19 protein-coding genes are annotated in these 17,175 nt (G+C 61.0%); 9 read left to right on the forward strand and 10 right to left on the reverse strand.

Translation table 11 applies throughout. The annotated features are described in order from the left end of the window. Window positions 1-28: 28 nt before the first annotated feature. Window positions 29-1,357 (reverse strand): shikimate transporter, encoded by a 1,329-nt coding sequence (gene shiA, locus KHO30_RS25370; protein ID WP_093633002.1) that lies wholly within the window; start codon window positions 1,355-1,357, stop codon window positions 29-31. 368 nt (window positions 1,358-1,725) lie between these two features. Between shiA and KHO30_RS25375 the strand changes: the two genes are divergently transcribed. The 5 genes from KHO30_RS25375 (at window position 1,726) to KHO30_RS25395 (ending at window position 5,803) form a co-directional block, all read left to right on the forward strand. Continuing rightward, a complete protein-coding gene (locus tag KHO30_RS25375; RefSeq protein ID WP_093633001.1) occupies window positions 1,726-1,962 on the forward strand; it encodes a hypothetical protein in 237 nt (78 codons plus the stop codon). Next, window positions 1,940-2,659, forward strand: coding sequence for a GntR family transcriptional regulator (locus KHO30_RS25380; protein ID WP_054042614.1), 720 nt, complete (start codon window positions 1,940-1,942; stop codon window positions 2,657-2,659). Before KHO30_RS25375 ends, KHO30_RS25380 begins: the two co-directional genes overlap by 23 nt. 448 nt (window positions 2,660-3,107) lie before the next feature. After that, the gene (frc, locus tag KHO30_RS25385; protein ID WP_211702697.1) at window positions 3,108-4,355 is read left to right on the forward strand and encodes a formyl-CoA transferase; all 1,248 of its coding nucleotides are present in this window, start codon (window positions 3,108-3,110) and stop codon (window positions 4,353-4,355) included. A gap of 18 nt (window positions 4,356-4,373) precedes the next feature. Next, on the forward strand, window positions 4,374-5,159 hold the full coding sequence (locus KHO30_RS25390) for a fumarylacetoacetate hydrolase family protein (RefSeq protein WP_200621701.1): 786 nt from the start codon (window positions 4,374-4,376) through the stop codon (window positions 5,157-5,159). After that, window positions 5,156-5,803: an NAD(P)(+) transhydrogenase (Re/Si-specific) subunit beta gene (locus tag KHO30_RS25395; RefSeq protein ID WP_200621700.1), complete on the forward strand. Its 648-nt coding sequence runs from the start codon at window positions 5,156-5,158 to the stop codon at window positions 5,801-5,803. Before KHO30_RS25390 ends, KHO30_RS25395 begins: the two co-directional genes overlap by 4 nt. A 59-nt stretch (window positions 5,804-5,862) precedes the next feature. Here the strand turns inward: KHO30_RS25395 and KHO30_RS25400 are convergent, their stop codons facing one another. Together KHO30_RS25400 and KHO30_RS25405 are read right to left on the reverse strand one after the other, a co-directional pair. Beyond that, a complete protein-coding gene (locus KHO30_RS25400; protein ID WP_093632997.1) occupies window positions 5,863-6,168 on the reverse strand; it encodes an HAD family hydrolase in 306 nt (101 codons plus the stop codon). Between the two features lie 96 nt (window positions 6,169-6,264). Further along, window positions 6,265-7,212, reverse strand: a complete 948-nt coding sequence (locus KHO30_RS25405) for a LysR family transcriptional regulator (protein WP_093632996.1) — start codon at window positions 7,210-7,212, stop codon at window positions 6,265-6,267. Between the two features lie 385 nt (window positions 7,213-7,597). Between KHO30_RS25405 and oxlT the strand changes: the two genes are divergently transcribed. Genes oxlT through KHO30_RS25420 form a run of 3 tightly spaced genes read left to right on the forward strand, consistent with a single transcriptional unit; the run spans window position 7,598 to window position 11,390 of the window. Then, window positions 7,598-8,938, forward strand: a complete 1,341-nt coding sequence (gene oxlT, locus KHO30_RS25410; RefSeq protein WP_093632995.1) for an oxalate/formate MFS antiporter — start codon at window positions 7,598-7,600, stop codon at window positions 8,936-8,938. 30 nt (window positions 8,939-8,968) lie between these two features. Beyond that, complete coding sequence (locus KHO30_RS25415) at window positions 8,969-9,970, forward strand: LysR family transcriptional regulator (protein ID WP_093632994.1); 1,002 nt, start codon at window positions 8,969-8,971, stop codon at window positions 9,968-9,970. Next, window positions 9,939-11,390 carry an aldehyde dehydrogenase family protein gene (locus KHO30_RS25420; RefSeq protein ID WP_211702839.1) on the forward strand — a complete coding sequence of 484 codons (1,452 nt, stop codon included), beginning with the start codon at window positions 9,939-9,941 and terminating at the stop codon, window positions 11,388-11,390. Before KHO30_RS25415 ends, KHO30_RS25420 begins: the two co-directional genes overlap by 32 nt. An 87-nt stretch (window positions 11,391-11,477) precedes the next feature. Here the strand turns inward: KHO30_RS25420 and KHO30_RS25425 are convergent, their stop codons facing one another. The 4 genes from KHO30_RS25425 to KHO30_RS25440 form a co-directional block, all read right to left on the reverse strand. Further along, on the reverse strand, window positions 11,478-12,455 hold the full coding sequence (locus tag KHO30_RS25425) for a 2-dehydropantoate 2-reductase (protein WP_211702698.1): 978 nt from the start codon (window positions 12,453-12,455) through the stop codon (window positions 11,478-11,480). A gap of 266 nt (window positions 12,456-12,721) precedes the next feature. Next, entirely contained in the window at window positions 12,722-13,342 is a 621-nt protein-coding gene (locus tag KHO30_RS25430) for a LysE family translocator (RefSeq protein WP_093632991.1), read from the reverse strand. A 152-nt stretch (window positions 13,343-13,494) separates the two neighbouring features. Further along, window positions 13,495-14,034, reverse strand: a complete 540-nt coding sequence (locus KHO30_RS25435; protein WP_093633243.1) for a hypothetical protein — start codon at window positions 14,032-14,034, stop codon at window positions 13,495-13,497. Window positions 14,035-14,277: 243 nt separating this feature from the next. After that, a complete protein-coding gene (locus KHO30_RS25440; RefSeq protein WP_093632990.1) occupies window positions 14,278-14,862 on the reverse strand; it encodes an IMPACT family protein in 585 nt (194 codons plus the stop codon). A gap of 165 nt (window positions 14,863-15,027) precedes the next feature. Between KHO30_RS25440 and KHO30_RS25445 the strand changes: the two genes are divergently transcribed. Next, window positions 15,028-15,654 carry a LysE family translocator gene (locus KHO30_RS25445; protein ID WP_093632989.1) on the forward strand — a complete coding sequence of 209 codons (627 nt, stop codon included), beginning with the start codon at window positions 15,028-15,030 and terminating at the stop codon, window positions 15,652-15,654. A gap of 71 nt (window positions 15,655-15,725) precedes the next feature. Here KHO30_RS25445 and KHO30_RS25450 read toward each other — a convergent pair whose 3' ends face one another. The 3 genes from KHO30_RS25450 to KHO30_RS25460 all read right to left on the reverse strand — a co-directional run bounded on the left by KHO30_RS25450 (window position 15,726) and on the right by KHO30_RS25460 (window position 17,117). Further along, the gene (locus tag KHO30_RS25450) at window positions 15,726-16,094 is read right to left on the reverse strand and encodes a hypothetical protein (protein ID WP_200655108.1); all 369 of its coding nucleotides are present in this window, start codon (window positions 16,092-16,094) and stop codon (window positions 15,726-15,728) included. A 115-nt stretch (window positions 16,095-16,209) separates the two neighbouring features. Further along, window positions 16,210-16,359, reverse strand: coding sequence for a hypothetical protein (locus tag KHO30_RS25455; protein ID WP_172737764.1), 150 nt, complete (start codon window positions 16,357-16,359; stop codon window positions 16,210-16,212). 77 nt (window positions 16,360-16,436) lie between these two features. Further along, window positions 16,437-17,117 carry a TetR/AcrR family transcriptional regulator gene (locus tag KHO30_RS25460; protein ID WP_211702699.1) on the reverse strand — a complete coding sequence of 227 codons (681 nt, stop codon included), beginning with the start codon at window positions 17,115-17,117 and terminating at the stop codon, window positions 16,437-16,439. Window positions 17,118-17,175: the final 58 nt, after the last annotated feature.

Below are 17,175 nucleotides of genomic sequence, written 5' to 3' on the forward strand. Positions count from 1 at the left end.
GGCCCGCCGCAATCTTCGTCGGGGGGAATCAGGCGACCGTGCGCCCCGTCTTCATCTTCGCCGCCACCAGTACCGAGATCAGGCAGCCGACCGCCAGGTAGGCCGCCACCGGATGCCAGGAGCCGCCGGCAAAGCTGACCAGCGCCACCGCGATAAACGGCGTGAAGCCGCCGCCGACCACGCTCGCCACCTGATAACCGACGCCCGCGCCGCTATAGCGGTACTCGGTGCCGAACAGTTCGGTGAACATCGGCTGCTGCACGCTCACGACCATGTCATGGGCGACGTTGGCGAGCATGACCGCGAAGATCACGATCCACACCGTCGAGCGGGCTTCGAGCGCGAGGAAGAACGGCACCGCGCTGAACATGCCGACCAGCGCGCCGATGATGTACACGCGCCGGCGGCCGAAACGGTCCGCAAGCCACGCGAAGCACGGAATCGTCACGCAGCTCACCGCCCCGACCAGCAGGCCGATCGAGAGGAAGAACTCACGCGGCATGTGCAGATTCGCCGTCGAGTAGTTCAGTGCGAACGCGGTCACGATATACATCGTGAACAACTCGGCAAGGCGCAGCGCGATGATCAGCAGGAAAGCCTTGGGGTGCTTCAGCAAGGCCTCGACGATCGGCAGCCGCACGCTGCGTTCGCCCCGTTCGCCGACCTTCTCGACGAACTCCTTCGATTCTTCCATGCTCGAGCGGATCCACAGCGCGACCAGCACCAGCACCACACTGAACAGGAAGGGCAGGCGCCAGCCCCAGCTCAGGAACGACGCGTTGTCCATCGAGCGGCTGATGATCGCGACCAATCCGGTCGCGAGCACCAGACCCACGCCATAGCCGACCTGCACGCCGCTGCTGTAGAACGCCTTCTTCTTCTCCGGCGCGCTTTCGACCGCCATCAAGGCGGCGCCGCCCCATTCGCCGCCGACCGCGAAGCCCTGGATCGCGCGCAACGTGACGAGCAGCACCGGCGCCCACCAGCCGATGCTGGAGAAAGCCGGCAGCAGACCGATTGCCGCGGTGGAGAGGCCCATCATCATCACTGTGAGGACCAGCATGCGCTTGCGTCCAAGCCGGTCGCCGTAGTGGCCGAACACGAAGCCGCCGAGCGGCCGGAACAGAAAGCCGACGCCGAAAGTTGCGAATGCGGCGAGCGTGCCCATCGCCGGGCTGACCTTCGGGAAGAACTCGGCGTTGAAGACGAGCGCGGCGACGATGCCGTACAGCAGAAAGTCATACCAGTCGACTACTGCGCCGACAAAGCTGCCAAGCGCCGCCTTGCGTGCCTGGCTGCGCGCCGCGCGGTTGTCGGTGATGGACGTTTTCGGCGCGCTCGGGATAGTGGTACTCATATGACGGTGTCTCCTTCGAATTCTCGGATGCTGTCTGGAAGCGCGCGGCAGATGCAGGGCAGGGGACGCTGCGGCCCATCACAGGATTCCCCGAAGATTAATGATGCGTAGCGGTTCCCACAATCCGCATTCGGGTGAATTTGCGCGATCATCGAACGCGACTGCGCGCATAGCGCGCGTTTTGCGCGTTTACACCGAGCGTCGTGTGTTGGGACAAGCAGGAGAACCGCCCGCGGGTTGCCCGTGCTACCTTGAACATCTAATCCTAAAAACAACAGCGACTGATATACTACATACGGAATATTGATTTTTGCGGCGCTGCAGCATATGATTGAGTCATCTATTCACTCAATCATTCGGAGTTACAAATGGAATTTGTTCCTCTCTCGCTGCTCGCCGTTGGTTTCGTAGCTTTGGGCTCTGCCGCCACCGTTCTGCTGACCCGCTGGATCCCGCAGCCGGTTGCGCAACTTGCAGCGCAACATGGCCGGTTCGTCGGCCTGGGCGAGCAGGATGGCAGAATGGCCGCAGTGGCGCCCGCAGTGGTGCCCTACCGTGCGCATGTTCAACAAGAGGCGATGAATGTCGTCAGAACTTCAAACTGAAGCAGTAGCCCCACCCCTGACGTTGTCGTTGCAGCCGATCGGCGCGAGCGTGAGCTTGCGCGATCAGGCGTATGCCATGCTGCGCCAGGCCATTGCCGACGCGGATATCTACCGGACTCACGAAGAAATCCGCCTCGACGAGCGCGTGCTGAGCGAATCGCTGGGCGTGAGCCGCACGCCGGTGCGCGAGGCGATGACGCTGCTCGAACAGGAAGGTTTTTTGCGCATGGTGCCGCGGCGCGGCATCTATATCGTGCGCAAGAGCAAGCGTGAAATCGTCGAAATGATCCAGATGTGGGCCGCGCTGGAAAGCATGGCGGCGCGTCTTGCCACGCTGCACGCCACGGACGAGGAAATTGCCCGCCTGCGCCACATGTTCGACAATTTCCGCGACGCCACGCCGGCCGAGCACATTGCCGAGTATTCCGACGCCAACATCGCGTTTCATCAGGCGATCGTCGAGCTGTCGAAATCGCAGATCATTCTCGACACGATCAAGAACATCTTCATCCATGTGCGGGCGATTCGCCGCATGACCATTTCGCAAAGCGACCGCGCGTCGCGTTCGATCGTCGACCACCTGCGCATTATCGAGGCGTTGGAGCAGCGCGATACCGAACTGGCTGAGCGTCTTACGCGCCAGCACTCGCTCGATCTGGCGGCGTTCGTCGAAGCGAATTGCGATTTTCTGGATTGATGGTGGCTTAAGCGCCTGCTTGGCGCAACGAATGACAATGAAAGGCCCGGGGTGACGACGTCACCCCGGGCTTTTTGCGTTTTCGATCCATTTCTTTCCTCTCTAGTCGTCGCCTCGCACTGGGTGGGGTTAAGCCCGGCTTGACGGTGACTGAAATGTAGTATGTGATATATCAAAGGCGATCGAGACAAGCGACATCTCGGTGTTTTCCCTCGAATCGAGCAGACCGGCGCGGCTTCATCTCGTTGAAACGTAGGCCTGACAAGCATTCAGAGCAGAAATCCCGAAGCAGCCGCATTTTGAGATCGCGCTTGATCGAATGTGATATATCACATACCGTATGTACCGGGGCTAACCGGACATCCGCTGGAGCGGACGTTATCGAAGCAGGCGCGTCGGTCGATAACCGTTGCACACAACTGAGACTGATCAGGACAGGAGACTTGACATGAGCAAAGCACTCGACGGCGTGCGCATTCTCGATTTCACGCATGTGCAATCGGGTCCGACTTGCACGCAGTTGCTCGCGTGGTTCGGCGCGGACGTGATCAAGGTGGAGCGGGCCGGCGCCGGCGACATCACGCGCGAGCAACTACGGGACATTCCCGACGTGGACAGCTTGTACTTCACGATGCTCAATCACAACAAGCGCTCGGTCACGATCGATACCAAGAACCCGGAAGGCAAGCTGGTGCTCGAGGCGCTGATCCAGAAGTGCGACGTGCTGGTGGAGAATTTCGCCCCGGGCGCGCTGGACCGGATGGGCTTCACGTGGGAGCGGATTCAGCAGTTGAACCCGCGCATGATCGTGGCCTCCGTGAAGGGTTTTGGCCCGGGCCCTTACGAGGACTGCAAAGTCTACGAGAACGTCGCGCAATGCGCGGGCGGCGCGGCCTCGACCACCGGTTTCGACGATGGCCCGCCGGTGGTGAGCGGCGCGCAGATCGGCGACAGCGGCACCGGTTTGCATCTGGCACTCGGCATTGTCACGGCGCTGTATCAGCGCACGCTGACCGGGCGCGGCCAGAAGGTGCTCGCCGCGATGCAGGACGGCGTGCTCAACCTGTGCCGCGTGAAGCTGCGCGACCAGCAGCGGCTCGAACGCACCGGCACGATGAAAGAGTATCCGCAATATCCGAACGGAACGTTCGGTGAAGCGGTGCCGCGCGCGGGGAATGCTTCGGGCGGCGGCCAGCCTGGCTGGATTCTGAAGTGCAAGGGCTGGGAGACGGATCCGAATGCGTATATCTACTTCATCACGCAGGCCCCGGTGTGGGCGAAGATCTGCAACGTGATCGGCAAGGAAGAATGGGCCACCGATCCGAACTACGCGACGCCTGCCGCGCGCTTGCCGCATCTGAAGGATATCTTTGCCGAGATCGAGCGCTGGACCATGACCAAGACCAAGTTCGAGGCCATGCAGATCCTCAACAAATACGACATTCCTTGCGGGCCGATTCTCTCGATGAAGGAAATCGCCGAAGAGCCGTCGCTGCGCAAGACCGGCACGATTGTCGAAGTGGATCATCCGACCCGCGGTAAATATCTGACGGTTGGTAATCCTATCAAACTGTCGGACAGTCCGACCGAAGTTACGCGCTCGCCGCTGCTGGGCGAGCATACCGACGAGGTGATGACTGAACTCGGCTACTCGCCCGAGCAGATCAGCGCATTGCGGACCGCCGGCGCGATTTGAGAGTTCAAGGAGCGATGTATGGATACGTGGATGCGTTTCATGTCGAGCGACGGTGGTGTCGTGTTCGGCCGGGTGGAAGGCGGTTATTTACACGAGTACGAAAGTCTCGATCAACCGGTGCCGACCGGTGCGGTGTTGTCGACACGTGCGCTTACGCCGCTCGCGCCTTGTGCGCCCGGCAAGATCGTCGCGTTGTGGAATAACTTTCACGCGCTCGCGGCGAAGCTCGACAAGCCCGTGCCGGCGCACCCGCTATTTTTGTTGAAGCCGGCGGGGTCGGTGATCGGTTCAGGTGAATCGATCCGTCGGCCGCTCAGTTACGCTGGCAAGATCGTCTACGAAGGCGAACTCGGTATCGTGATTGGGCGGCGCTGCCGCGACGCGAGTATCGAAGAGGCTGCGGAATCGATCTTCGGCTACACGCTGGTCAACGATGTGACCGCCGCCGATCTGCTGAACGAGAATCCGCACTTCCCGCAATGGTGCCGTGCGAAGGGCTTCGATACGTTCTGCTGTATTGGACCCTCGATCGTCTCCGGTTTCGACTGGCACGCGGCACGCCTCGTGACGATGCTCGACGGGGTGGAGCGGCAGAACTATCCGCTTGCCGATATGGTGTTTTCACCTGCCGAGCAGGTGAGTCTGATTTCACAGGACCTGACGCTCGAACCGGGTGATGTGATTGCGTGCGGCACGTCGGTCGGCGTCGGCTCGATCAAGGACGGCGCGACCGTGACGATCTCAATCGAAGGGATCGGTACATTGAGCAATACCTTGACCACTGTGTGTGAGCTAGCGCTATGACGCGACGGCCGCGGCTCGTTGCGTTGCTCGGCAGTGGCACGGGGCTCGCCGTTATGGTGGGCGGGTTTGCGTGCTACCTGTCGGCGGCGGCGCAGGCGAATGTCGAGCGTATCGAGCTCTATGCCGCGGTCTTTATCGGTGCGCTGGTTTTCGCCACCTCCGCCATCGCATTCTGCAAACTGCGTGGCGTGCTGGACCTGAGTACAGTCGCGCTTCCGGGGCATGGCATTGTCAACGTCCTGGCGCTTTTACTGTGTGGCTGGCTCGGCTACGGCTTCGTCACGGAACAGGCGCAGCCATTCGGACTCGCCGCGCTGCTTGCGATGAGCGTGCTGGCCGTTGCGCTAGGCACGCATCTGATGACCAGCCGCGAGTACTCGACGAACGTTCGCGATTCACACTGTCATGCGTTTGCCGGACGTTGCGATGGATTTGCACTGGAGCGGCGCGGGTTGTTGGCGCGCATCGAATGGCACGGCGGCGAAGAGCAGGTGTGGGCGCTGCGCGAGATAACGCCCGGCATGGTGCGCGCGGCAGCATACCGGCATCGTCGTGGCTGGCATAACACTGGGACGGTGGGCGTACAAAAGCGCGGGTCTGTCCGCCAACGCGCCACCCACCGTGCAATGTGCCGTCAAAGATGAATACACCGATGCGCCGGACGGCGAGCAGGGCGAACGGCGGAATCGTCCCGCCGAAGCCCTTATTCGCCGGCAGCCGCGAATTCGCTGTAGTACCTGGCTTTCTTGCTCAGAATCATCTGGGCAAGAAAATCGGCGTCGTATGCGCTGTGAAGATGCGCGTGAAACCGCTCGATGTAGGCGGTGACGCGCGCCGCTTCGCTGTTGAATTCCTTCAGCACATCGAGTGTGGCCTGGTCCCAGCGGAACCGCAGGCCAAGGTCGCTGAAGGCCGCGTTGAACGCGCTCAGATGGGCGTCGTCCGGATTGTTCGCGGTGGCGCGTGCAGTACGTGTGCTGGCGTGAGACTCAACCGCAGCGTGGTTCATGATCGGCCTCCTGGGCTGACAAGTAAGGGAACTCACTTGCAGCATAGGGATACTGATCAATCCGCAATAGTTAAAGTTTCATTGGCTTTCCATAGCCTACTGCTTATAGACGCTCAATTCCTTCACGCGCGTAATCTTCTCGATGAGACCCGCGCCTTCCTCCATCAGGAAGCGCTTGAAGGCGACCGCAACCGGCGGCAGGCGCTTGTTCTTGCGATGCACGACGTACCAGTTGAGCATGACCGGAAAGCTTTCCACATCGAGCACGACCAGATGGCCGAGCTGCAACTCGAGACTGATCGTATGCGCGGACAGGAACGCGATGCCCATGCCGGCGATCACCGCCTGCTTGATCGTTTCGGTGCTCTTGATCTCCATCGCGATCTTCAGGTTGGCGAGACGGCCGGCGAAGCCTTCTTCCATCGAATTCCAGGTATCCGAGCCGCGTTCGCGCACGATGAAGGCCTCACTCGCCAACTGGCTCATCTTGATGTTGCGTTTGTGCGCGAGCGGATGCGTGGGCGCCGCCACGATCACGTAAGGGTGCGGCGCGAACGGTTCGTTGGTCGCGTCGGTCTCGTGCGGCGGCCGCACCATCACGGCGAGATCGGTCTGGTTGGTCGCGAGCTGATGCAGCAGTTCTGCGCGATTGTGCACGGCGAGATTGAGCACGACGCCCGCGTAACGCCGCGTGAATTCGGCCAGCAGGCGCGGGAAAAAGTAGTCGCCGGCGCTGATCACCGCGACGTTCAGCTTGCCGCCGGAGACACCCTTCAGCTGACTCATCGCCTCGTCGACTTCGTGGAACTGCTGAATGATCGCGCGGCTGTAGTGAAGCATCTCGGTGCCGGCCGGCGTCAGATAGATTTTTTTGCCGAGCTGTTCGAACAGCGGCAGCCCTGCGTGCTCCTCAAGTTGCCTCACCTGAGTGGAGACGGCGGGCTGCGTCAGATGCAATTCTTCCGCGGCGCGCGAGAAGCTGAGGTGGCGCGCTACCGTTTCAAAGACCTTCAATTGCCGCAGAGTGGCATTGCGCATCGTCATGGCCGATGTATAAGCAAATATGAATCGACATAATAACAAACTTTAATTATTAGTTATTCAGCAATGACCCTAGCATGGGGCTGTATAAGAAGCGGAATTGTCGGCGTTGTGCTTGATGCGGTACTCGGGTTAACGCTTGTATTTGAGGCGTAGCAAGGGAAGCGGCGAAGCGCCGATGCAGTGTCGATACTTAATTGATCGGAATAAAGAAATCGTCTGAAAAACGGTGATTCAGGCAGGATCAGGCCTTAAAGAATTTGAATTAAAGACGCAAATATTAAATATTCCCGAATGGCAAGGCTGTCCGGGTCATAAGCATAAGGTGAGACGCATACAGTGCGGCGTGATGGCCGGCCGCGCTCAATAAATAGCGGAGACAAGGCTCATGGACGATATCACTCGACAGACCACGACTCGCGTATTCTGGGCGAACCGCTGGTGGCAGCTCGTCATCGGCATGATGTGCATGGCATTGGTAGCCAATCTGCAATACGCATGGACGTTGTTCGTCACGCCGATGAATTCGCGGCATCACTGGGGTGAAGCATCCATTCAGCTCGCATTCGCTATTTTCATTCTCACAGAAACGTGGCTCGTGCCGGTGGAGGGCTGGCTGGTTGACAAATTCGGACCGCGCCCGGTGGTCGCAGGCGGCGCGGTATGCGCCGGCATCGCGTGGGTGATGAATTCGTATGCGACGACCTTGCCGATGCTGTATGTGTCAGCAGTTATTGCCGGGATCGGCGCAGGCGGCGTGTACGGTACCTGTGTCGGCAACGCGTTGAAGTGGTTTCCGGATCGCCGGGGTCTTGCGGCCGGTTTGACGGCTGCAGGTTTTGGCGCGGGCGCGGCTGTTACTGTCATTCCGATCGCCAACATGATCACGCGCTCGGGCTACGAGCACACCTTCTTTTTCTTCGGCATCCTGCAGGGCGTCAGCATACTTTTGCTTGCGCTGCTGTTGAAGAAACCAAACTTGCGCCAGCAAGCCGCACCGAAGAAGAAGTTCGCGGTCACCAAGGTCGACTACACGCCGGGCCAGATGATCAAGACGCCGGTGTTCTGGGTGATCTACGTATCGTTTGTCGCGGTGGCGGCGGGCGGCCTGATGGCGACCGCGCAAATCGGTCCGATCGCCAAAGACTGGGGGCTCGCACGCATTCCGATGACGATCTTCGGTATGACCCTGCCGCTGCTCACGGCCACGCTTTCCATCGACAATATCTGCAACGGCTTTACCCGTCCGCTGTGTGGTTTCATCTCCGACAAACTCGGCCGTGAGAACACGATGTTCGTGATCTTCATCGGCGAGGGTCTCGCATTGCTCGGTCTCATGCAGTACGGCACCAACCCGTATGCGTTCATGACGTTCGCCGCGTTGATCTTCCTGTTCTGGGGTGAAATTTTCTCGATCTTCCCCGCGATTTGCGCCGATACCTTCGGCAGCAAATATGCGGCGGCCAATGCGGGCACGCTGTACACCGCGAAGGGCACCGCCTCGCTGCTGGTGCCGATAGCATCGGTACTTTCGGCCACGGGCGGCTGGAGTCTCGTCTTTATCGTTTCCGCCGTCGTCACGATTGCCGCGGGCATCTCGGCGAAGTTCATTCTTGCGCCCATGCGTTCACGCTGGATCGAAGCGCACAATGAGCCCCAGGGCGTGCTGGCCGTTGCCGGCAGTAAGGCCTCGCGGCTTAGCCATTGGCCTGAGCAATCGGGGGAATAGGGTGACCCATCTACACCCGGCAGTAACGTTATGAATGTTTCGTTGCAGCAACTCAAGGTATTTGTCGCCGTCGCGCGTGAACGGAGTTTTACGCGCGCGGCGCGCGAGTTCGATCTGACGCAGTCGGCGGTGAGCCGTTGTGTGCGCGAACTTGAAGACGCCGTTGAATTGAAGCTGTTCGACCGCACCACGCGGCAAGTAGAACTGACTCATGCCGGCGCGAGTCTCGAGCGCAGAATCGGCCGCCTGCTCGATGAAATCGAATTGACGCTGCGCGAGGAGCGGGCCGCTTACGACGGACACACGGGCGTGGTCGTGCTGGCGAGCAATCCCGTGTTGTCGTCGAGTTGGGTGGCGCAGGGGCTGGCGCGTTGCGCGTCAGCGTTTCCCGAACTCGTCGTATCCCTCAGAGATCAATCGCAAAGCAGCGTGCTCGCGAGCGTCGAGCAGGGGGAAGTGGACTTCGGCGTGGTCTCGGTGGCGGAGCCTCTGGCCAACGATCAGTTGCACGCGCAAGTAGTGTTCACAACGCCGCTGCATGTGGTGATGCCGCCCGCGCATCCGCTGGCGCGGCAAGCCAGCGTCGCGTGGCATGCATTGCACGAGTGGGCGCTCGTCACCTTGAATGCCGACGCGGGTGTGCGCGCCGCGCTTGATCTTGCCTTCAACACGCACGGCCTGAAGCGACGGCCTGTGCAGGAGCTCGGCCATGTTGCGGCAGTGTCGCGCATGGTCGAATTGGATCTTGGTGTCGGCGTTTTACCCGTCGATGGACATTGGCCCGCGCCCGGCGCGGCACTGGTGAGCCGGCCGCTACTTCCCGAGATAAATCTCACGACGCTGCTCGTGCATCGCCGCAATCGCTCCCTCAGACCCAACGCCGCAGCAGCCTGGGCGCAGTTTGCTGCGCTCGCCGGTGCGGCTTCGCCTGCCGCCAGGGCGGTGCCGGCCGATCCGCTGCCGGTCAGTCCACGCAATATCCCAAGCAAGGAGCTTCATGATGGAAACCGAAACCGACCTCAGGCGCCATGATTTGCTGATCGACGGCAAGCGTTTGCCGCCTGGCACCGGCGAATATTCCGTCGACATCAACCCGGCGACCGAAGAGCCGATTGCGCTGGTTGCACAAGGCAGCGCGGCCGATGTCGACACCGCGGTGCACGCGGCGCGCGCCGCGTTGAAAGTGTGGAATGCCATACGGGCAGCCGAGCGTGGCCGCATACTGATGCGTCTCGCCGGCTTGATGCGCGCGAATCTGGACGAACTCGCGGCGCTCGAAAGCCTCGACGCAGGCAAACCCATCTCGGCGGTAATGCGCCAGGATATTCCGGCGGCGATCGATACGCTCGAATACTACGCAGGCTGGTGCGACAAGATCAATGGGCAGGTGGTGCCGGTACGTCCCGATGCCTTGACGTACACGCTGCGCGAACCGGTCGGCGTGGTCGCCGCGATCGTGCCGTGGAATTTCCCGCTGATGATCGGCATGTGGAAAATCGCGCCCGCGCTGGCATGCGGTTGCACGCTGATCGTCAAGCCTGCGGAGATTACGCCGCTGACGGCGTTGCGCCTCGGCGAACTCGCGCTCGAGGCGGGTGTGCCGCCGGGAGTACTGAACATCGTCACCGGCAAGGGGCGGGTGGTCGGCGATGCGCTGGTGGCGCATCCCGGCATCGACAAGGTGACCTTCACGGGCTCGCCTTCCGTGGGGCGTGGCATTCTGCAGGGCGCGGCCAGCAACTTCAAGCGCGTCACGCTTGAGCTCGGCGGCAAGTCGGCGAACCTGATTTTCCCGGATGCGAATCTCGACAATGCGGTGCGAGCCGCGGCGTCGGGGATTTTCTTCAACACCGGCCAGGTGTGTTCGGCCGGCTCGCGCATTCTGGCTCACCGCGACGTCTACGACGAAGTGGTCGAGCGTCTCGCGGCGCGTGCGAAGGCGATCAAGGTCGGCGATCCGGCGGCGCGCGAAACATCGATGGGGCCGCTTATCTCCGCGGCGCAGATGAAAACCGTGCTCGGCTATGTCGAGACGGGGCGCTCCGAAGGAGCATCGCTCGTGACCGGCGGCGTGCGGGTGGGCGAGCGCGGCTTCTTCGTCGAGCCGACGGTGTTCGCCAACGTCGAGCATGAAATGCGCATTTCGCAGGAGGAGATCTTCGGGCCGGTGGCGAGCGTGATTCGCTTCAATGACGAAGCTGATGCGATCCGTATCGCCAATGGCACGTTGTATAGCCTTGCGGCTGGCGTATGGAGCGCGGATATCGGTCGCGTGCATCGGGTTGCGCGTGACCTGAAGGCGGGCACCGTGTGGATCAATACCTACGGCTATACCGATGTGCGCTTGCCCTGGGGCGGTTCCGGCGATTCAGGCTTTGGCCGTGAGCACGGCGACGTGGCGATTGAAAACTTCACCGAGCCTAAGGCGGTGTGGCTGGCGATCGATCAATAGCGATGTAAAAAAGGATCGAACGCGTGGCGTTCGATCCTTTTCTGAAGCTTGTGAGACGTTGGTCGAAGCGCCAACCGGCGCTCAATCTCAGTCCCCCTGCAATGCCATCCGTTCGCGCAGCTTGATGAGGGCAAGCACGACGTCGATAGTCGGCGTGGGCTCGGCAACGAGACGGCCCATTTCCTGCACCACCGTCAGTAGCGGATCGATCTCCATCGGACGGCGATTCTCCAGATCGACCAGCGTCGAGGTCTTATGCGCGCCGACCGCACCCGCACCGTCGATGCGCTTCTCCACATCCACGCGAAAATGCACGCCGAACTGATCGGCAATGCGCTTGGCTTCCAGCATCATCGTGCGTGATACCGCACGCGTGTCGGGGTCGCTGGTGAGGATATCGAGCGTGGCGTGGGTCAATGCGCTGATCGGATTGAAGCAGAGGTTGCCCCACAGCTTGAGCCAGATTTCGTCGCGGATATTGTCGCGAATCGGCGCATCGAATCCTGCTGCCTGCATGATCTCGTGCAACTGCTGAATGCGCGGCGTGCGTTCGCCGCTCGGCTCGCCGATCGGGAATTTCTTGCCGTACACATGCTTGATGACGCCCGGCTCGACGATTTCCGCGGCGGGATAGAGCACGCAGCCAATGGCGCGTTCCGGTCCGAGTTTGGTCCATTGGCTGCCGTCCGGGTCGATGCTGGCGAGGCGCGTGCCGGCGAATTTTCCGCCGTGCTGATAGAAGTACCAATAGGGGATGCCGTTGACGCCGGTAACGATGGCCGTGTGCTTGCCGAGGAGCGGCTGCATCGCGTCGACTACGCCGGGCAGCGAGTGCGCCTTCAGCGTGATGATCACGAAATCTTGCACACCGAGTTCGCGCGGGTCGGACGTGCAGCGTACCGGCGTGCTGATCGTCTCGCCGTCCATGATCAGGCGCGCGCCGTGTTCGCGCATGGCGGCAAGATGCGCGCCGCGCGCGACGAAACTCACATCCGCGCCGGCACGCGCCAGTTGCACGCCCATCAAACCGCCAATCGCTCCTGCTCCGAAGATACAGATCTTCATGATGCCGCCCCTATGACTATGAGAAGTCGCTTGTCCGATGCCGCGTATGGTCCAGCTGCGGCGGCGGGTCATTCTTCGAGCATAAAGGCGCAGGACGATTACTGACAGTTAAAGTTTATGCGGTCGTCCATTACCTATTGTTTATGGTTTCACGAGCAGGCCGACTGCCATTCAGCTCTCAACGGTGCGAGAAGGCGTCGTACAGCTGAGGCGCTGCTGAACAGATGATTCGGAAAGCTGAATATCAGGTTTCGAGTTCAGGCGTTTTAAGTCCGCCGAACCAGCAGAAAACTCACACCGATCGCCGCCAGAAACGCCCCGCAGCAGCGATTGAACCACCGGCGAACCTTGGCGCGAACCAGCCACTTGCCAAGGTGCATGCCGGCCCACGAATACAACGCGATCGCCACCCATTCGAGGACCAGGAAGCTCGCGCCGAGCACCGCGAACTGCGGCAGTATCGGTTTGGCGATATCCACGAACTGCGGCAAAAATGCGGTGAAAACCAGAATCGCCTTCGGATTGCCCGCAGCCACAAGACACTCCTGCCGCGCAATCCGCCAGAGCGATGCGTCGTCCTGTTGAATCGTATCGATGGCCGGCGCGTCGCTGCGCCACAACTGGATGGCAAGCCAGATCAGATACGCGGCGCCGGCCAGTTTGATTGCGAGGAAGAACCACTCGGACGCGTGCAGCACGACGGCGAGGCCAGTCGCGGCCAACACCAGCATCAACGCGAACGCGACCAGCCGGCCGGTGCCGCCGACGAAAGCCGTCATGAAGCCGTGACGCGCGGCAACGTTGATGGATAGAAGATTGTTAGGACCGGGCGCTAGGTTGATCGCGAAGCAGGCGGGCAGGAAGAACAGCCAGGTGGTGATAGACATGACGGCTCGCACGGAGAAGGGGACAGGGTTGCAGAATCGGGCACGCGAGACGGCAGGCGCCAGCGGCGCTTCGATGCTGCGCGATTTTGCGCTCCTCTCGATATTTCCCGATTGTAGCGAATCGGCAGACGGCGCCTATTCGGTCCGTCCGCTCAATTCACCGAATTAACGAAGCCTGGGTCGCTGATCAACGCTTCGACACTCAGCTTGACCGTGTCTTCGATGGCGATGGTATTACTTGTGAATTTGGGCGACTTCTGCCGCACCGTCTTGGTGGTTGAGAACACAACCTTCTGGGTCGTGGCATCGGTCACGATGTAGCGCATTTTCAGCGTCCAGAACGCTGGCGACCGCGCGTCATCCACCGTGAACTTCTCAATGCTGCCGCTCAGAACCTTCCTGTCTTCGGTGAGATGAAAGCCCGCGACCTGCAAGCTGCTGGCAATGCTGTTGCGCACGGTCTCGTTGATATCGTTTTTTAGCACGATGCCGGTCATCGCCGTATTCTCGATCCGGTTTGGCGAAACCTGGCCATTGCGAGCCGGCATGTAGGCGAAATCGCCGGCGGGCGCGACGCTCAGCCAGCCAGTTGGATGCGCGGTTGCGCGCGGTGGGCAATTCAGGCCAAACCACGACCAGGAGCATGCGGACAGCATCAACGGCAGTGCGACGACGCCGCAACCCTTGAGCACGGTGGATCTCAGGCCCGGACGCATGGGATCGAGCGATGGCCGCAGAGACTGACTCTGTTGCGGCGACTCGGGCGCTGTGCTGGAAAAAGCGTCGGTCGAGGTCAGAGGAATTGCCTTTTAAGTGGAGTCATTCCGGTACAGAGCAGCATGGTAACAGCGAGCCGATCCTGTGCATCTTCTAAAGTGGATCGGGGTCCGGAATTCTCGAACGATTGAAGCAGCTCCGCGCCGAAGGCAACGCGATCAAAAGAACCCGGCTTTCCCCTGAGTCATGTCCACCAGGGCTAGCCGGGCGTCATCTACCGCATTGACGGGCAGGCGGACCGTGATCTTCACCAGCATCCCGTAGGCACTGTCCACAAGCCCGTAACCTTCAGCCTCGATCCATCTGCGCACCTTCGCTTCATCGGCATAGCTCACTTCGACGATCAGCGGAACCTGGGCAATCCTCTCCACCCGCGGCGCATCCAATAGAGCCGAAGCAATCGCGTCGGTATACGCTCGCACCAACCCGCCGGCACCCAGCTTTACGCCGCCGTAATACCGCACGACCGCGGCCAGCACGCCGTCCAGATCGTGATGCCGCAGCACTTCGAGAATCGGCCGGCCTGCCGTGCCAGATGGCTCGCCGTCGTCGGACATCCCTGATTGGCCACCTGCCAGCAGTGCCCAGCAGACATGCGTCGCGCCAGGATGCTCGTCGCGCAGACGCCGCAACTCGGCCATCGCGGCGTCGCGGTCGGCGACCGGTATCGCGTGCGCGATGAAACGGCTCTTGCGAATCTCGAGTTCCGCAGAGAGCGGCGCGGGCAAGGTGTAGGTGGGCAAGGCAAAGACTTCGGTGGATGAAAAAATGCGGGCCGCATGTGGCGCGTAGGCGGCCCTGTGCCCGCAATGGTAACGGATCGTCGGCGGGGAATCGCCGAACGATCTACAATCGTCCGCTGAACGCGCGCCTGTCCGCTGAAGTCAGCGCGCCACACAGGAGACGACATGCTTGATCTTTCTACGCTAGGAACCTTCGTTGCCGTTGTACTCGGGCTCTTTCTGATTCCCGGTCCGGCCGTGCTACTGGTTTTGACCCGCACGGTGCATGGTGGGCGCAAGGCCGGCATACTCACCGGTCTCGGCGTCGCCGCTGGCGATTTCATCCACACGCTGGGCGCCGCGATTGGCCTGTCGGCGTTGCTGATGACGTCGGCACTCGCCTTCAATGCCGTGAAAATCGTCGGCGCCGCCTATCTCGTCTATCTGGGCATTCGCGCCTTGCGCGAAAAGCAGGCGAGCGCGCATTTGCCGACAGTCGCGCCGGTATCCGCCTCCAAGGCCTTCTTTCAGGCGATCCCTGCCGAAGTGCTGAACCCCAAGACCGCGCTGTTTTTCCTCGCGTTTCTGCCGCAGTTCGTTCGTCCTGAGCACGGTTCTTCGTTCCTGCAGTTCACGACGCTCGGACTGATCTTCGTCGGCATGAGCGCGCTTTATACAACGCTGATCGTGCTGACGATTCGTCCGTTGGGCAAACTCGTCAAGCGCCTGACATGGCTTAGCCGCTGGCAAAACAAGATCATCGGCGTGCTGTTTATTTCGCTCGGCTTGCGCGTCGCGACGCAAACGCGCTGATCCTGCAGCATTGATCCGGCCGCGCACCGTTTTTTCCTTCGGGCGCGCAGAAACACCTTGCGACACTCGAACTAGATATTCCTGCGTTGCCGCCTCAAGCGGCCTTCGCGCGCGTATTCCATCTGGCCCTCGGTGCGCACGGCGAGCTTTTCCTGTGCGGCGCGGCTCATCTGCCGGGTATCGTCGATATCACCTACGCGCAGCACTTCCTGCGCGATCCGTATGCGTAACGTCATGAGTGGTTCGCCGCGTTCGACCAGCGTGCGGTCGGCGGCGCGCGCCTGCTGGACGCCGCTGTCGATCAGGTTGCGCAACTCCAGCAGCGTGAGCCGTTGCCGTTGAATCTCGAGGATGAGGCGCTGGATCGCCTGCTCGTCGCGTGTACGCCACCAGGCGCGCAGCTCGGCGAGCGAGGGAGGTTCGAATGGAGGAAGGCGCATTGTTCAGACGAAAAGTACTGTATATATGTACAGTATATCCCGTCTTTTTACGGAACCGCGGGGTGCGCGTTGACCTGCTAGCACGCCCTATAGCAGGGGGCGTTGCAACGCTCGCTCAGGTGAGCGCGAGCATGATGGTGGTGGAGATCACGATGATGAAAAGACAGGCGGCGGTCAGTACGTCGTACGGATAGTTCATGTCGAAACCATGACGTGTCGGGTGAATCGACCCATCATAGGCATAAACATTTCCCGTGACTGTCAAGCATTGCAAAGGCGCGGCGACCTTCGGCCGCCTGTGATCTGAACGGAAATCGAATAACGCGAGCGAACTCCTTCCGCTTACCGTCCACGTCCTTTTGCTGTGGTTTTGCCCGTTGCCGGCGCAGGTGACGCGCCCGCATTGCCGCATATCAACGCCACCCCTGCAACCGCCGTTGCCCGCAGCGACGCGCGCGAATCTCCGGCGCGAGCGCGCAGCGCGAGGCTGTGCAAAATCGCCGACGCGATCTTCGCGAGGAGAGGCGGTTGCGCATCGGCAGGCAGTTCGCCTGCGGCCTGCGCCAGCTTTAAGCGTTTCTCGAAGGCCTTGTCGTAGGTGCGCAGTCCCTCGGCTAGCGCCGTGCGGACTTCGGCGTCATCCACCGCTTCGACCGTGGCGGTGCCGATCATGAAGCAGCCGAGTTGATCGCCGTCGGCGGGCAAGTACCACGCGAGCGCGCCGTCATAAACGCGCAGCAGAGCCTGCGGCAATGGCAGATCCTCGCTGAGTGCATGAACCATCGCGAGCCGTCCGGCTTCGATATAACGTTCGAGCGTATTCAGATACAACGCGTGTTTGTCGCCGAATGCACCATACAGACTCGGGCGATTCATACCGGTCGCAGTGCTCAATTGATCCAGCGAGGTGCCCGCATAGCCGCTGCGCCAGAACACGTCTCTTGCATCGGCGAGCGCCTGGTCGGAATCATAGGCACGCGGACGGCCACGCGGACGAACTTCTTTTTTTGTACTGGTCGGCATAAAAATATGGCGGAAGTGATTTATATGCAATATAGTACAAAAACACCAACGACAGGGG

The organism is Paraburkholderia aspalathi (genome assembly GCF_905220735.1).
Lineage (GTDB): Bacteria > Pseudomonadota > Gammaproteobacteria > Burkholderiales > Burkholderiaceae > Paraburkholderia > Paraburkholderia aspalathi.

Coding starts and splice junctions, on each gene's coding strand:
- shiA (WP_093633002.1), bottom strand. CDS start 1,357: ATGAGTACCACTATCCCGAGCGCGCCGAAAACGTCCATCACCGACAAC.
- KHO30_RS25375 (WP_093633001.1), top strand. CDS start 1,726: ATGGAATTTGTTCCTCTCTCGCTGCTCGCCGTTGGTTTCGTAGCTTTG.
- KHO30_RS25380 (WP_054042614.1), top strand. CDS start 1,940: ATGTCGTCAGAACTTCAAACTGAAGCAGTAGCCCCACCCCTGACGTTG.
- frc (WP_211702697.1), top strand. CDS start 3,108: ATGAGCAAAGCACTCGACGGCGTGCGCATTCTCGATTTCACGCATGTG.
- KHO30_RS25390 (WP_200621701.1), top strand. CDS start 4,374: ATGGATACGTGGATGCGTTTCATGTCGAGCGACGGTGGTGTCGTGTTC.
- KHO30_RS25395 (WP_200621700.1), top strand. CDS start 5,156: ATGACGCGACGGCCGCGGCTCGTTGCGTTGCTCGGCAGTGGCACGGGG.
- KHO30_RS25400 (WP_093632997.1), bottom strand. CDS start 6,168: ATGAACCACGCTGCGGTTGAGTCTCACGCCAGCACACGTACTGCACGC.
- KHO30_RS25405 (WP_093632996.1), bottom strand. CDS start 7,212: ATGACGATGCGCAATGCCACTCTGCGGCAATTGAAGGTCTTTGAAACG.
- oxlT (WP_093632995.1), top strand. CDS start 7,598: ATGGACGATATCACTCGACAGACCACGACTCGCGTATTCTGGGCGAAC.
- KHO30_RS25415 (WP_093632994.1), top strand. CDS start 8,969: ATGAATGTTTCGTTGCAGCAACTCAAGGTATTTGTCGCCGTCGCGCGT.
- KHO30_RS25420 (WP_211702839.1), top strand. CDS start 9,939: ATGGAAACCGAAACCGACCTCAGGCGCCATGATTTGCTGATCGACGGC.
- KHO30_RS25425 (WP_211702698.1), bottom strand. CDS start 12,455: ATGAAGATCTGTATCTTCGGAGCAGGAGCGATTGGCGGTTTGATGGGC.
- KHO30_RS25430 (WP_093632991.1), bottom strand. CDS start 13,342: ATGTCTATCACCACCTGGCTGTTCTTCCTGCCCGCCTGCTTCGCGATC.
- KHO30_RS25445 (WP_093632989.1), top strand. CDS start 15,028: ATGCTTGATCTTTCTACGCTAGGAACCTTCGTTGCCGTTGTACTCGGG.
- KHO30_RS25450 (WP_200655108.1), bottom strand. CDS start 16,094: ATGCGCCTTCCTCCATTCGAACCTCCCTCGCTCGCCGAGCTGCGCGCC.
- KHO30_RS25460 (WP_211702699.1), bottom strand. CDS start 17,117: ATGCCGACCAGTACAAAAAAAGAAGTTCGTCCGCGTGGCCGTCCGCGT.